13 protein-coding genes and 1 pseudogene are annotated in these 15,254 nt (G+C 43.8%); 8 read left to right on the forward strand and 6 right to left on the reverse strand.

Features of this window, described 5'->3' with window-relative positions; genetic code table 11:
• Positions 1 to 729 precede the first annotated feature (729 nt).
• The 4 genes from ACTL4S_RS07520 to ACTL4S_RS07535 all read right to left on the reverse strand — a co-directional run bounded on the left by ACTL4S_RS07520 (position 730) and on the right by ACTL4S_RS07535 (position 3,565).
• The gene (locus ACTL4S_RS07520) at positions 730 to 1,263 is read right to left on the reverse strand and encodes a gamma carbonic anhydrase family protein (protein ID WP_253100375.1); all 534 of its coding nucleotides are present in this window, start codon (positions 1,261 to 1,263) and stop codon (positions 730 to 732) included.
• A gap of 111 nt (positions 1,264 to 1,374) precedes the next feature.
• A complete protein-coding gene (dacC, locus tag ACTL4S_RS07525; RefSeq protein ID WP_004279731.1) occupies positions 1,375 to 2,523 on the reverse strand; it encodes a D-alanyl-D-alanine carboxypeptidase PBP5/6 in 1,149 nt (382 codons plus the stop codon).
• Positions 2,524 to 2,651: 128 nt separating this feature from the next.
• The gene (locus tag ACTL4S_RS07530; protein ID WP_441299058.1) at positions 2,652 to 3,032 is read right to left on the reverse strand and encodes an MCR_0457 family protein; all 381 of its coding nucleotides are present in this window, start codon (positions 3,030 to 3,032) and stop codon (positions 2,652 to 2,654) included.
• 161 nt (positions 3,033 to 3,193) lie between these two features.
• Entirely contained in the window at positions 3,194 to 3,565 is a 372-nt protein-coding gene (locus ACTL4S_RS07535; RefSeq protein ID WP_004279733.1) for an MCR_0457 family protein, read from the reverse strand.
• 111 nt (positions 3,566 to 3,676) lie between these two features.
• On the opposite strand from ACTL4S_RS07535, the pseudogene surE reads away from it, so the two are divergent.
• The 3 genes and pseudogenes from surE (at position 3,677) to ACTL4S_RS07550 (ending at position 6,411) form a co-directional block, all read left to right on the forward strand.
• Positions 3,677 to 4,465: pseudogene (surE, locus tag ACTL4S_RS07540) on the forward strand (5'/3'-nucleotidase SurE).
• 94 nt (positions 4,466 to 4,559) lie between these two features.
• A complete protein-coding gene (locus ACTL4S_RS07545; RefSeq protein ID WP_195724905.1) occupies positions 4,560 to 5,390 on the forward strand; it encodes a peptidoglycan DD-metalloendopeptidase family protein in 831 nt (276 codons plus the stop codon).
• A 91-nt stretch (positions 5,391 to 5,481) separates the two neighbouring features.
• On the forward strand, positions 5,482 to 6,411 hold the full coding sequence (locus ACTL4S_RS07550) for a LysR family transcriptional regulator (protein WP_441299059.1): 930 nt from the start codon (positions 5,482 to 5,484) through the stop codon (positions 6,409 to 6,411).
• A 59-nt stretch (positions 6,412 to 6,470) separates the two neighbouring features.
• Here the strand turns inward: ACTL4S_RS07550 and ACTL4S_RS07555 are convergent, their stop codons facing one another.
• Positions 6,471 to 7,682, reverse strand: coding sequence for an aspartate aminotransferase family protein (locus ACTL4S_RS07555; RefSeq protein WP_441299060.1), 1,212 nt, complete (start codon positions 7,680 to 7,682; stop codon positions 6,471 to 6,473).
• A 160-nt stretch (positions 7,683 to 7,842) separates the two neighbouring features.
• On the opposite strand from ACTL4S_RS07555, the gene grxD reads away from it, so the two are divergent.
• Positions 7,843 to 8,184: a Grx4 family monothiol glutaredoxin gene (gene grxD / locus ACTL4S_RS07560; RefSeq protein WP_005104579.1), complete on the forward strand. Its 342-nt coding sequence runs from the start codon at positions 7,843 to 7,845 to the stop codon at positions 8,182 to 8,184.
• A gap of 89 nt (positions 8,185 to 8,273) precedes the next feature.
• Here grxD and ACTL4S_RS07565 read toward each other — a convergent pair whose 3' ends face one another.
• Entirely contained in the window at positions 8,274 to 10,898 is a 2,625-nt protein-coding gene (locus tag ACTL4S_RS07565; RefSeq protein ID WP_396470359.1) for a Lon protease family protein, read from the reverse strand.
• A gap of 198 nt (positions 10,899 to 11,096) precedes the next feature.
• Here ACTL4S_RS07565 and ACTL4S_RS07570 point away from each other — a divergent pair, with 198 nt between their 5' ends.
• From ACTL4S_RS07570 to rpmE, 4 genes are all read left to right on the forward strand, one after another.
• Entirely contained in the window at positions 11,097 to 13,265 is a 2,169-nt protein-coding gene (locus tag ACTL4S_RS07570; RefSeq protein WP_441299061.1) for an AmpG family muropeptide MFS transporter, read from the forward strand.
• 1 nt (position 13,266) lies between these two features.
• Positions 13,267 to 13,668, forward strand: coding sequence for a lactoylglutathione lyase (gloA, locus tag ACTL4S_RS07575; RefSeq protein ID WP_004279741.1), 402 nt, complete (start codon positions 13,267 to 13,269; stop codon positions 13,666 to 13,668).
• 144 nt (positions 13,669 to 13,812) lie between these two features.
• A complete protein-coding gene (locus ACTL4S_RS07580; RefSeq protein ID WP_441299062.1) occupies positions 13,813 to 14,793 on the forward strand; it encodes a bile acid:sodium symporter family protein in 981 nt (326 codons plus the stop codon).
• Positions 14,794 to 14,988: 195 nt separating this feature from the next.
• A complete protein-coding gene (rpmE, locus tag ACTL4S_RS07585; RefSeq protein WP_004279743.1) occupies positions 14,989 to 15,213 on the forward strand; it encodes a 50S ribosomal protein L31 in 225 nt (74 codons plus the stop codon).
• Positions 15,214 to 15,254: the final 41 nt, after the last annotated feature.

The raw sequence follows: 15,254 nt of genomic DNA on the forward strand, positions 1-15,254 counted from the left end.
TTTCCGAGCGATTGCAACCCGATTTGATAAGCTTGCACGAAATTACCAGTCTATGATTTACATTGCTTGCATATTTATTTGGTGTAAAGCCAAATGAGGACACGCCCTAATTCTTTTAAATGTTTATATAAGTTAATTGTCATCACAGACATAAATGCAGGAACAAATAGCCTCAACATATTACGCATTGATCCATTTAATTTTTTTTAAATCCGTCATAGTAAATAATATAAGCAGCAAACACTTTAGAAATATTTTTTATCATGTTCATGTCTGATAAGTAGAATTGAAATATGCCAATCTTTAAAAATTATTCAAAAAGAAACGCTCTCGATTGTAAATAATCTGCTTCGACCTCTAATTCCAAAATAGTATCGCTTGAAATGACGGTCTCACGCATCACTTCACCGAGTTTTTTATGCTTTAAATATTCCTCTGAATTGAGACAGCTAAAGTCGGAATTTTCCCAATGTGTTCTGCTTGTCCATTGGGCATAACCAATATAATCACCGGTTTTTTCTTCTTTATGCAGGCGAGAACCGAGAGAACCTAAAACCAGATAAATGCCTTCAGTGCGCTTTTTTCATGCCTGAATAAAAGCTTGCTTTTTCGCTGGTTTAATTTTGAAACGGTAAACAGCAATAAACATTTTAATCCTCCGAGTTATGCTTGTTTTAAAGTAAGAATTAAACCAAAAGGATTAAAATATAGAGATTTGTCTATTTTGCTTTACCCAAGATAATTTCGAGAGACTTTCACATAATTCTGCGCAGAATAAGGCAAGAATGCCATTTCTTTTTCAGTGAGCGGACGTGCTTTTTTTGCCGGGCTACCAACATAGAGCCAGCCACTTTCCAAAACTTTACCCGGTGGAACTAGCGTACCTGCACCAATCATCACATCATTCGGAATAATGACATCATCCAGAATAATGCTGTTAATCCCAATTAGTACACGATTACCAATCGTACAACCATGCAATGTCACATGATGGCCAATCGTGACATCTTCACCAATGATCAAAGGCGAACCATTCGGTTTATCGGCTTTTTTATGACTGACATGCAACATGGCATGATCCTGAACATTCGAATTTTTACCAATCCGGATTGAATTAACATCACCACGAATCACGGCAAAAGGCCAGACAGAAACATTTTCAGCCAAGACCACATCGCCGACCACGATTCCCATCGGATCGATATAACACGATTTATCAATTTCTGGAGTCGTGTCTAAATAAGAACGAATGTTTTGGCTCATGGTGATCTGCTCATTAAAAGTTTAAGGATCATGTGCATAGTATAAAATAAAAAGCACCCATCTGAATGAGTGCTTTGGTCTTAGTCCGGGACTAAAACAGTTTATTTAAACTTAGAACAAGTTTGAGAAGAACTGTTTAATGTGGTCGAGCATACGTGCGAAGAAACCAGCTTCTTCAACCGCGTTTAAAGCCACCAATGGTTTTTCTGAAATTACTTTACCATCCAGAGTCGCTACGTATTTACCTACGACCTGACCAGGCTGTAAAGGTGCAGTCAGTTTAGGTTGAACCACCAGCTGGGTTTTAATCGCATTAGCCTGACCTTTTGGCATGGTCACGTTAAAGTTTTCAGCAAGACCGATCTGAACTTCATCTTCCTTACCAAACCAGACTTTGGCTTTGGCAAGTACCTGTTTGGCAGGTTGAACATTTTTGGTTTCGAAGTTTGCATAACCCCAAGCCAGCAATTCACGTGTTTGTGTCGCACGTTCCTGCATGGTTGGTGCACCAAAAATCACTGAAATCAGACGCGTAGGACCGCGTTTTGATGAGGTGGTCAGACAATAACCAGCTTCATCAGTGTGGCCAGTTTTTAAACCATCTACACTCGGGTCAGTATATAGCAGGGCATTACGGTTACCTTGCTTGATGCCATTAAAGGTAAATTCTTTTTCCGCATAAATCGGATAATATTTAGAACTGTCTTTAATGATGTGTTGTGCCAGCGTTGCCATATCTTTGGCAGTTGAATAATGACCTTCAGCCGGCATACCGGTTGAGTTCACAAAGCTGGTATTGGTCATGCCAATACGTTTAGCTTCCTGGTTCATCATATGTGCAAAGGTACCCTCGTTCCCTGCAATATGTTCAGCCATGGCTTTCGACGCATCATTCCCTGATTGAATAATAATCCCGCGAAGCATTTCAAGTGCAGTTGCCGTACCATTTAAAGGTACATACATACATGATTCCGCGCTACTGCCGCGACACCATGCTGACTCATTCATGCGCACTTGTTCATCTTCAGTGAGTTCACCGCTCAATAGTTTTTGTTCGATGATGTAACTGGTCATCATCTTGGTCATTGAAGCAGGGGCTAATTTTTCATTTTCATTTTTTGAAGCGAGAAGTTGCCCTGTCTCGTAGTCCATTAGCACGTAGGATTTATTATTCAATTCTGGTGGTGCAGATAGGACAGTTGCTGCAAAGCTAAAACTAGGAACTAATAATAATGCAGCAAGGGCAGTTTTTTGGGTCATTTCTAGTGGGTTCCTATATCTTGATGTAAGCACGAAGAGCCTAGCATTTTAGGACAAAGCTAGGCTGACTTCTATGGGAAACCCGGTCTTATTTCAAAAGTATTGTAAGTAATCGGCTCAAATCTCGCTTAATTTTGATATGTGGTTAATTCATTACAAATCACCTGATTTTTTTTCTTGCCGGCTTTCTTGGCATCCGATTGTGCTTCGGCCAGAATATTGCGGAAATCGTTCTGTTTAGCCATCTGGTTTAAGCTTTCAACCGGATTACGCTGGCCCGGCATATACTCAGTCACCAGCTTGGTATAACCCTGATTAAACTGTGACTTGTCTTTGACCATGCTTGGACAGATTTCTGAAAGAACATAAATGGCTGCCAGTTCCTGTTTGGTCACTTGCTGAGTTGGGGTAACATTAATGTTTTCATCGGCTGCAAATGCAGAAGTTCCCAAAAGAGTGGCGGCAGAAATTGCGCAGAATGTTAAAGCTTGGAATATTGGATTTTTCATTGAAAACTCAAAAAGAAGATTTAGAACAATAATTTGCTTAGCTTAAACTTATTTTTGCGATTGAAAAGTGGGGAAATGTAGCGAAGCTGTAGAATTATGAATAAATCTGTAAGAGAAAATAAGACGATGTTTACACCGTCTTATTTGAAAATTTAGCTGGCTTAGCCTTGGTAGTTCAGCATTTCTTCACAGACAGTTTTCTGCTCGTCTGAGCTGGTTTGCTTTGCACCCTGACGTGCTTCTTCAAGTAAAGATTTATATTCACTGTCTGCCTGTAGCTTTTGATAGCTCATGCCTTTATCTGAGTAGTCTGCAAGATAAGACTGGATCAATTGTTCAACGGTGCTGTTAAATTTTGGATTTTGACCAATGATTGCCGGGCAAACTTCAGCCATAACCTGTGCTGATGCAATATCTTCTTTTACAATGGTATTGTTTTCTTCAACAGTCAGATCGTTTGCCATGACTGAAGGGGAAATAAATGCTGCCAAGCTTAAAGTGAGAGCGCTAAATAAAGAGAATTTTTTAATCATCTTGAGCCACATATTATAAAGATGGATGTCGAGCAATAAATATATATAATTCCTGCACTAATACAATGAAATGTCCTAGTCAGTCATTTTTTAGCGTAACGAGATTTTTTAGTGAATATTTTAGTTTCAAATGATGATGGGGTGTTTGCACCCGGTATTCAGGCTTTGGCGCAAGTGCTAAAGCCTTTGGGGTGAGTGGTGATTGTGGCACCGGAAAGTGAACGCAGTGGCTTTTCTAGTGCCTTAACTTTGGACCGCCCTTTACGCCCAATCCAGATTTCTCCTGATGTCTGGGCGGTTAATGGGACGCCGGCAGATTGTGTCTACTTGGCCATGAACGGGCTGTTTGACTTTGAATTTGACCTGGTCGTTAGCGGGATTAATAGCGGCGCGAATCTGGGTGATGATGTGCTGTATTCCGGTACGGTCGGTGCAGCCTTTGAAGGTCGTTTAAGTAAACATCCTGCAATTGCCGTATCACTCAGTGGACCGAATGTACGCAGCTATCAACAGCCTCAGAATTATCAGCTGGCCGCCGAATGGGTGCATGATTTTATTGCTCGTGGTTTGCCTGTTCTGCCTGAACGTCATATTTTTAATATCAATATTCCAGATGTAGCTGAGTTACAGGGTGAAAAAGTGACGTATCAAAGTCGCCGCCGTCAGTCTAAACCGGTGACGAGTCATGTAGACCCGCGTGGTCGTGAGGTATTCTGGATTGGACTCTCGGGAGAAGCAGTCGCAGACCCTAAGCCAGGATTTAACGAAATTGATTCGGACTTCTCTGCGGTCGCCAATGGCTATGTCAGTATTACCCCGATTCAGATGGATGCTACCAATTATGAGAGTCTGCGGAATTTACAAACACAATTGGCAGAAAATGCGTCCTTAGTGTTATAACTTTGTGAAAAACTCGCGATTGCAAGTATATTGCCGTAAAACTTTGCTAATCTTAACGGAATTTTGCAACCGTATAGCATTAGAGAGGAAGATAATGTTCTTGGTGTTACCGAAATGTGTCGTAGCTTCGCCTGCAACCCTGATTAAAACCCTCGTTTTATCGACCGTTGTTATTTCTACAGGAGTAATTACCGGTTGTGCCACCAAACCCCAGGTGAATAATGCAACGCGTTATGCAACAGCTCCTGATTTCTATACGGTGCGTTCAGGAGATACATTGAGTGGGATTGCAGCACGTTATGGACTGAACTATATCAGTGTTGCCGAGATGAATGATATCAGTGCGCCTTACCGGATTTATGTCGGACAATCAATCCGCCTGAAAAGCAATACTGCGCGCCGTAGCACCAGTACTCAGGCTATGACTCAGGCAGCGCCAATCCAGCGTCAAACAATTGCAGTGCCTACACCGGCACCGGTGACACCAGCAACCACAGTACAAACCACACCACGCGTCAATACATCTGCACCGGTTACGCCAGTATCTACGGCTGCAGGTTTACGTTGGGTAAAACCATCGAATGGTGCGATTCTTCAGCAATACAATTTAGCTTCTAATATCAAGGGCACCCGCTATAGTGGCAATGTCGGCGATCCGGTATTTGCAGCAGCAGACGGGCAGGTGGTGTATGCCGCTGATGGTCTGAAAGAATATGGCAATCTGGTGTTGGTAAAGCATATCAATGGCTATATCACGGCTTATGCACATAACAGTAAATTGAACGTGAAAAGTGGCCAAAATGTAACGGCTGGTCAAAAAATTGCAGAAATGGGGTCGACTGGTACAACCCGCACCATGCTGGAGTTTCAGGTGCGTTTAGACGGCAAACCTATTAATCCTACTGCAGTTTTACCAAACAATTAAATAAATAATGCAAAGTGTAAATTTCGCCGTATAATACAATAAGTTGCTTTTATCAAATGATGGAGCATCTCATAAGTTTAGAGGGAAATTTATGTTAGATCAACTTCGAGCAATGGGTGTCTTTGCTTGCGTTGTGGAAAAAAACTCGTTTAGCGGTGCTGCCCGTGAATTAGGGATTACGACCAGCGCCGTCAGTCAACAAATTCGCTCGTTAGAACACGATATGGAAGTCGTACTTCTAAATCGTTCGACGAGAAAATTAAGTCTGACCGAAGCGGGACAAGCTTTTTTCCATAGCTGTCAAGAAATGTTATCTGCTGCTGAACGCGGTAAAGTCCGGATCAATGAGTTACGTGATGATCTCGTGGGCGAGCTGCGTATCGTTTCTTTGCCAGAATTGTGCGCGAATCATGTGATTCCTGCACTTTCTCATTGGATGGCTGCACATCGTGGCTTGGCAGTACATTTAGAAACAAACAATCATGAGGTTGATTTGTTGGATGGGCGGGTTGATATCGCCCTAAGATTTGAACAGAAAAATGATGAGCATAATCTTCAGGTTGTGCCATTGATACAGATTGAGCAAATTCTGGTGGCGACACCGAGTTATATTAATCAAAGCACTATTATTTCGAGACCTGATGACCTTAAAAATCATGAGGTCTTACCTTTGACACAGCTTAAAAAACATCAGTATTACCATTTTCAACATGTAAATACTGCAGAAAAAGCCGAATTTGAACTGAAATCCCGTTTCAGTACCAATAACGGTTTGGTTGCGAAATCGATGTGCTTGCAGGGCAATGGGATTGCCAAGGTTTTATATCTTGATGCTAAAAAGGATTTGCTGAACGGTACTTTAGTTGAAGTTCTGCCTGAATGGAGACTGCCACCGATTACACTGTATGCAGTTATTCCGAAACGTGAACAACAACCTACAAAAATTCTCCGTTGTCTTGATACCTTGAAACAATATTTTAGCCAGATCTCTGGCGGACGTATGTTACAAAACGCATCATAGAATGCAGAATCATAAAAAAGCCGCTTTAGAGCGGCTTTTTTAATTTTTAGGCTAGGATTTTATGCCAAATAAGCTTTGATCATTTTTACCAGACGTTCGATCAACTGGTCTGCCTGCTCCTGGGTAATATTCAGGGTAGGCAACAACCGAACGACATTGCCTGCAGTGACATTGATAATCATCTTGTATTCATCGCGTGCAATCGCAACCAGATCACCGCATTCTTTTGGTAATTCAATCCCGATCATCAGACCAAAACCACGTACGATGACATTTTGATCTGCCAGTTTTTTACGCAGTTGGTCAACGATATAAGCACCTTTTTCAGCAGCATTCGCGACGATATTTTCTTTTTGCATAATATCGAGAATGGTATAAACCACACGCGAACCCAGTGCTGTACCGCTATAAGTTGAACCGTGATTTCCTGCAGTTAGTACGCCAACACCACGACCTTGGGTCATCACTGCACCAATCGGGAAGCCATTTCCTAGGCCTTTGGCTGTTGTCAGGACATCCGGAACAATATTGGTGTGCTGATAAGCAAAGTATTTACCGGTACGGCCATTACCAGTTTGTACTTCGTCCAGCATCATCAGCCAGTTGTGTTGGTTGCAGATTTGGCGAATTTCTTCTAAATAGCTGAAACCTTGAGGCGCGGTATTCACGCCGCCTTCACCCTGAATAGGCTCAATCAAAATCGCTACGATATCCGGATGATTGATTGCAGCTTCTTCAATTGCTTCGATATCACCAAAAGGTACACGAATAAAACCTTCAACCAGCGGGCCAAAACCTTCTTGCACTTTTTTATTGCCTGTAGCAGACAGGGTGGCCATGGTACGACCATGGAAAGACTGGTCAGCAACAATAATTTTTGGTGAAGCAATGCCTTGCATATGACCGAATTTACGTGCAATTTTGATTGCACCTTCATTGGATTCTGCACCACTGTTTGAGAAGAATACTTCTTCCATGCCTGCAACTTCAGCCAGTTTCTGTGCGGCAGCGGTTTGCCAAGGCACTTCAAACAGGTTGCTGGTATGAATCAGGGTCGCTGCCTGTTCAGCAATCGCTTCGGCAATAACTGGATGCGCGTGTCCCAAACCACATACGGCAATGCCGGTTAATGCATCTAAATACTCTGTACCATCTTCGGTATAAAGATATGCACCTCGTCCTCGGACAAAGCTGATCGGTTGACGGCCAAAAACAGGCATCAAATGAGACGGTTGATCAGTTTGTACCGGTGCGAGGGTAATATTATTCATGACTAACTCTTAACTGTTAGGTGGAAAGAAAAACTTATATAAGCAAAAACCCGCTCAGATTTAAAGGGTAATTGTAAATAAAATTGGAATTATTGCTTTAGACATACTGTTTTGCCTGGATTTGGGTATAATGCGAGACAGATGAGTTGAGGATTTATCAATGACTGAACAAGCACGCGATACCGAAGCGTTAATTCGTGACCAAATTGCAAAACACGCAGTACTTCTTTACATGAAAGGCACACCGCAATTTCCACAATGTGGTTTTTCTGCACGTGCAGTAGAAGCACTCAGTCAAATTGGTCGTCCGTTTGCTTATGTAAACATTCTAGAAAACCAGGACATTCGCGCGATGTTACCACAAATCGCCAACTGGCCGACATTTCCACAGCTTTGGATCAATGGTGAGTTGATCGGCGGTAGTGATATCATGCTCGACATGTTCCAAAAAGGTGAATTAAAGCCTTTAGTTGAACAGTACAGCCCGGCAGTTGATGCTTAATTTTGTATTAAATTAAGTCCAGATGTGAAAAAGCGCTTCATTGAGAAGCGCTTTTTTTGTCTCTATTTTTGCTTAGGTCAAGGTCAGAGTTAATCCTCTGTCGCTGCATCCGGCTGTTCAACTGTCGAAACATCAGCTTCAACTTCAGTTTGTGGCTCGACGATTTGCTTCTTGTCTTTCTTCTTCTTTTTTTTCTTTTTCTTCGGTACTTCGACCAGTTCGGCACCATCTTCAATCGCTTGCCAATAATCCAGCTGTGCCATCACTGCGGCATAGATTGAATTTTTGCTATAGCGACCTTTTTTATCCAAGGTACCGACAGGACGCGCCATCAGGATTTCCAGTGCCTGATCAATAGTATCAATCGCGTGAATATGGAACTGGCCTTCTTCCACAGCAATGGTGACATCTTTACGCAGCATTAGATGTTGCATATTTTGCCGTGGGATAATTACACCTTGTTTTCCGGTCAAGCCTTGTAACTTGCAAGCATCAAAGAAACCTTCAATTTTGGCATTCACACCGCCTACCGGCTGTACTTGACCCAGCTGGTTCATGGAACCGGTAATGGCCCAGGACTGATCAATCGGTAACTGACTGATGGCAGATAGCAAGGCAGAAAGTTCCGCGACTGTGGCGCTGTCACCATCGACCTGACCATAACTTTGTTCGAACGCTAGCGCAGCAGAGAAGTGCAAGGTCTGTTCACGGCCAAAATGTGCTTTCAGGAAAGACGACATCAGCAACACGCCCTTGGCATGTAATGAGCCACCGAGTTCGACACTGCGTTCGATATCCAGAATATCACCGCCACCTTGGTAAACCGAAGCAGTCAGACGTGAAGGCAGACCAAACTCAACATCAGCATAGTGAATGACGGACAGGGCATTGATTTGGCCCAGACGATGACCACGGGTTTCGATCAGTTGGGTACCACGGGTCAGATCCTGCCAGTACAGTTCACGTAAATAGCCAAGACGATATTTACGGTGATCCAGTGCGGTATTGATATGTTTTTCTGAAACCATCTTGTCACCGGCCTGGAAGGCATGATGATGTGCTTCACGGATCAGATCGCCCAGCGTCAGGGCATGTAATGACAATGAACTTTGATCTTCGGCCTGACGACTGGAATCTGTGAGCAATGCCGCCAAAGCGGAACGGTCAAAAGGCAGTAATTTATCGGATTGCACATAGTCGGCAATCAGCTGCATATAAGCCTGCTCGTTATCGTCATTACGTTGTAATGTATCGGTAAAATCAGCACGGATTTTAAAGATGCTGCCCAGCTCTGGTTCAAGCTCTAAAATTTCATAATAGATCTCAGGCTCAGCCAGCAAGATCACCTTGATATTCAGAGGAATTGAAGCAGGTTCAATCGAAATGCTGCCGGTCAGCGTGATCATATGCTCGAGCGAGGAAAGTTTTAAATGCCCCGATTTAAGCGCGCGCTTCAAGCCTTGCCATGCATACGGCTGTTCCAGCAATTGTTCCGCTTCCAGCATCAGGAAGCCACCGTTAGCCTTGTGCAAGGTACCTGGACGAATCAAAGTAAAGTCCGTGGTAATCGTACCATTTTGGGTCAGTTGTTCCACATGCCCCAATAAATTGTAATGCGTTGGAAAATCTTCAAAGATTACCGGTGCGCCACTGTTCGGCTTATGGGTAATAATCACATTGGCCTGATAACGTGCTGGAACGCGACTGAACAGTGCCGGAGTGAAATCGTCTTCTTCCTGTTCCAGCACAATTTCGACATTGTTGATAATGTCTTCGGCATAATATTTCAGGTAATGTTCCAGACCTTCCACATGTTTGAATTTTGCCAGAATCTGTTCGACTCGCGGTAAGACCACCTGCTTGGCGATATCGCGGTTCAGGATCTGTACGCGATCACGTGCATCATCTTCCAGATCACCCAGGTGCAAACCCAGACGTTCCAGTTTCTTGTCCATATAGCGCATGTTGGACGCCAGTTCAGCACGATCTTTATTGCTTAAGGCATTCAGATCTTCCTGAGACATTTCCTGCAATTTGTCATCAATCAGATGCACGGGGACAAAACAATGCTCATCATGTCGAGAGATCAGCTTCAGATCCAGTTCTGCACCTTCCTTGGTGAGTTCGATGAGCGCCTGCTGCTGCTCATCCCCGGTTTCCTGACGAATCATTTCAATGCGGTTGTGATAGGTTTCTGCAGTAAAACGGCGCTCAAGTTGCTTGAGGATCGTTTGCCAGCTTTGATTCAACATGGCTTGGAATTTTGGGCCCTGACCCGAGGGCAGTTCTAGTGCAATCGGCTGACGCTGGTTCTGAAAGTTATTGACGTACACCCAGTCATTCGGGGTTTCCATAGTTTTGGCGTGCTGTTGCAGCAAACGCTTCACCATGGTGCGTTTACCGAGACCTGCGGTACCGACAGCAAAAATGTTATAGCCGGAATAAGGCAGGGCAATCCCGGCCTCAACTGAGGCGCGTGCGCGATCTTGGCCCAAAAAGTTATTCAGGGGCTTGATCCGTTTGGTTGACGCAGGAATTTTTTCTAAGTTTGGAATGTGCGTCAGCTGGGTGGATGTTAACCGGGTATGGTCCAGAGTATTTTTAATTTCGCTTTGTTCAAATGCAGAGATAAGTAAATCTGAGCGGATTTTTTGTGGAGTTGTGCTGGTGTTACTGGCAATAGAAGAATTAATTTGATCGAGTCTCTGGGTCACTGTTGAAAATCCAAAACGAAATATTACGTTGATGAGAGTTAAGGTATACAGATTTACTTGAAAAATTCAAGCCAACATGTCGCTTTTGCCAGAAAATAAAAAACCGGAAATGTGATAAATATATAAATCTTGTTGAAAGATACGCTATTACAGGATTGAATAGCAGCAATTGGTTTTTCTGCGGAAAATAATAAAGCAATGACAACACAAACGACGGGTTGGAAATCCGCATTTACAGCATTTTTAGATCGACGTGCATTGATCATGCTGTTCTTGGGGTTTTCGGCTGGTGTGCCGATTCTTCTGATTTTTTCCAGTCTGTCTTTATGGTTAGGTGAGGCCGGAATCAGCAAAAGTGCAGTAACTTTCTTTAGCTGGGCCGCATTGGGCTATTCATTTAAATTCGTCTGGGCACCGCTCATTGATGAACTTCCTGTCCCTTTTCTGACCAAGGCTCTGGGACGTCGTCGTGCCTGGTTGCTGATTGCGCAGATTCTGATTGTCTGTGCCATTTCCATTATGGCCTTTTCTGATCCGGCTTTGGGTGCAACACATTTACAGCAAATGGCGCTCGGTGCAGTCCTGCTTGGTTTCTCCGCAGCAACGCAGGATATTGTGATTGATGCCTACCGGATTGAACTGGCGGAAACCCAGATGCAGACCGTATTGGCCGCCACCTATAATGCCGGTTACCGGATCGGGATGATTGTCGCTGGTGCTGGGGCCTTGTTTCTGGCAGCCTATTTGGGAACTGCCAAAGGCAACTATATCTACGATGCCTGGAAATGGACCTATCTGGCGATGGCTGCTGTAATGCTGGTTGGTATTATCACCACACTTTCTATCCGCGAGCCGCACGTTAACCGTGTACGCAAGCACTATGTGCGCAGTGATTATTTCCGTTTAGTTGCGGTATTTTTTGTTGCGGTGATCAGTTTTGTACTGAGCTATATCTATTCAGGCAATCTGGTGGACAGTATCAAGCAACAGTTTGCTATTGAAGATACCTTTGCCTTGTTCTGTTTTGAGGCCTTACGCTTTATTGGCTCAGGTGCTGTCGCATTTGCGATTGGTGCAAGCTTGGTAAAAATGGGTGCGGTTAACAGGCAGATGGCCTATGAAACCTGGGTCAATCCGGTTGCAGACTTCTTTAAACGTTATGGCTTGAAACTGGCATTGGTGTTGTTATTGCTGATCGGTTTTTATCGGGTCTCCGATATTATTGCCGGCGTCATTTCTAATGTGTTCTATCAGGACCTGAATTTCAGTAAAGAACAGATTGCCGAGGCGGTTAAAGTCTATGGAGTCATTTTCTCTTTAGTCGGTGGATTCCTTGGCGGGCTCTTGGCCCAGAAGATGAACATCATGAAACTGATGTTTGTCGGTGCCGTGCTAGCCTGTTCCACCAACCTGATTTTTATCGGACTGGTCAAGTCTGGTGAAAAACTGGCAGCTGTCGAAGTTAAAGCCGGTAATCAGGTTTATCAGGCAGAGACCGATGAAGTGGGTTACTGGAAGCTAGATGTACCGAGTGCAGTGCTGGCGCAGAGCAAACAGCTACAAGTGTCAGCCGCTTATCTTAATGCAGATAATACCAATCAAGCGCCAGTGCAGGTTAATATGCCATATTTGACCGCACAACAGGACAGCACCCAGTTACAGATCCTGCCGATCACCAGTGACAATACCCTCACTGTAGCTGAACAGGACAAGACCATTGTAGTGCGCGGCCAGTATGTCGGTAAAGCACTGCAAGAGAATCAAAAGATTGTGTTGCAAATCAACGATCAGAATATTGATGCAAAACTGGAAAGCGAAGGCGTATTTACTGCCGCGATTCCTGCACAACAACTGATTCAGTCACCTGCACATATTATCAGTGCCGTCCTGATGCAAGATGGTCAAGCACTACAGCAAACCATACATGTTTATCAGGTCAATGATCAGCTGAGCAGTACCCAGAATTTGGATGTCGATATTCAGCCCTTGGCAGTGGTGGATGGCAACAGTTCAGATACAGTCGAAGTCAGTGGTAAGGTAATTAAACCTTATAGCGACAAGTGGCTTTATTTTGCTATTATTGTCGACAATCTGGCTGCTGGGCTGGCTGGTGCTGCGTTTATTGCATTCTTGTCGAGCTTGACCAGTGTGTCTTTTACCGCTGTTCAATATGCGATTTTTAGCTCACTCATGACTTTGACCCCTAAGATTTTAGGCGGATATTCGGGTACTATAGTCACCAATATCGGTTATCCGAATTTCTTCCTGATGACTACTCTAATCGGGATTCCGATCCTGATTCTGGTGGTTTGGGTCGCAAAACTGCTCGGTGAACACCAACAACAATCTGTACAGAAGGATGATTAATATGCGCATGCTGCATACCATGTTACGTGTAGGCAATTTAGAACAATCTCTCAAGTTCTATACTGAAGTACTTGGCATGACTTTGCTTCGTAAGCGTGATTACGAAGAAGGCCGTTTTACCCTGGCTTTTGTCGGTTATGGCGATGAAGAGAATCACACCGTACTGGAATTGACCCATAACTGGGATACAGACAGCTATGAACTGGGCAATGCTTATGGTCATATTGCGATTGCAGTTGATGATGCTTACAAGGCTTGCGAAGAGATTAAAGCGCGTGGCGGTAATGTGGTGCGTGAAGCTGGCCCAATGAAAGGTGGCGTGACTGTAATTGCATTTGTTGAAGATCCAGATGGCTACAAGATCGAGCTGATCCAGCAAGACAACAATGCACGTAATAACTAAGTGTGACGTAGCGAGATATATGAAATGCATTCATGTATAGATGAAAATATTACATCAATCTGAGTGCATAGCATCGGCCCGGCATCTGTTAAGATAGCCGGGCATTTTTATATCAAACAATAAAATCTGAGGGATTATAGGGATATGCTTAAGTTCTTGGCATTGGATCGGTTTACGATACTGTTGTTTGTGATGGTCTTGCTGGCCAGTGTGCTGCCAGTTTCGGGGCAGGCGGCTGAAGTCTTTGGCTGGGTGACGACAGGAGCGATTGCCATCCTGTTTTTCCTGCACGGCGCCAAATTGTCTCGTGAAGCCGTAGTGCAAGGCATTATGCACTGGAAATTGCATACTTTGGTTTTTGCGCTCACTTTTGCTTTGTTTCCAATTCTCGGACTTTTGGCCAAGCCGATTTTATTACCAATGCTCGGACAGGAATTGTATTGGGGTTTCCTGTTTATGTGTTTTCTGCCCTCTACGGTGCAGTCCTCGATCGCCTTTACTTCAGTGGCTCATGGCAATGTCGCCGGGGCGGTATGTAGTGCCTCTTTTTCCAACCTGATCGGTATGTTTATTACCCCATTATTAGTGGCATTTTTTATTCTCGGTCAATCTGATCATGGTTTTGATCCGACTTCATCGATTATCCAGATTACACTGCTGCTCTTGGTGCCGTTTATTTTAGGACAGATTCTGCGTCCATGGATCTATCCACAAATGATGAAAATGCCAAAAATCGTCAAGGTTTTCGATCAAGGTTCGATTTTACTGGTGGTGTATGGCGCTTTTAGTAGCGCCGTAGTGGCTGGTCTGTGGAATGAAGTGAGCTTGAGTACCTTGTTGTTGCTATTGCTGGCTTGCTCGGTGTTACTCACCATTGTGATGTTATTATCACTTTATATTCCACGCTGGCTGGGCTTTAGCCGCGCTGACCAAAAAACGGCATTCTTTTGTGGTTCCAAGAAAACCTTGGCCAGTGGAGTGCCGATGGCGCAAATTTTATTTATTGGCCAGCCGCTGGGCATGATTGTCCTGCCGATCATGATTTTTCATCAGATTCAGTTAATGGTCTGCGGGATTATTGCCAATCTGTGGGCCAAAGAGGCTGGATCAGAAGCTGAAGAATAATTCGCATATTGAATTCGTTTCACGTATAATGACGCCCACTTGTTGTGCTTAGCTCTGACGGTATCCGTCTCGGTGGGCCAAAAGAATGGTCTGTTGTGGTGTTGATCTGCATGAACGATGTTCCTGCTTCCTCATTTGAGAGTGATCAATAGCGATGACAGCTAAACCTTCTTGAATCTAATGGAGTAATCGACGATGCGCGCCGATATTCACCCAAAATATGAAACTTTAGTTGCTACTTGTTCATGTGGTAACGTAATCGAAACTCGTTCAGCTCTTGGTAAAGAAACTCTTTATCTAGACGTATGTTCAGCTTGCCACCCATTCTACACTGGTAAGCAAAAGAACGTTGACACTGGCGGTCGTATCGACAAGTTCAAACAACGTTTTGCTGGTATGTCACGTTCTGTTAAACGTTAATACCCAAAATGAAAAAACGGGCTTTAAGCCCGTTTTTTTTG

It is taken from the genome of Acinetobacter lwoffii, from assembly GCF_052078135.1.
In the GTDB taxonomy this organism is placed as follows: domain Bacteria; phylum Pseudomonadota; class Gammaproteobacteria; order Pseudomonadales; family Moraxellaceae; genus Acinetobacter; species Acinetobacter lwoffii_Z.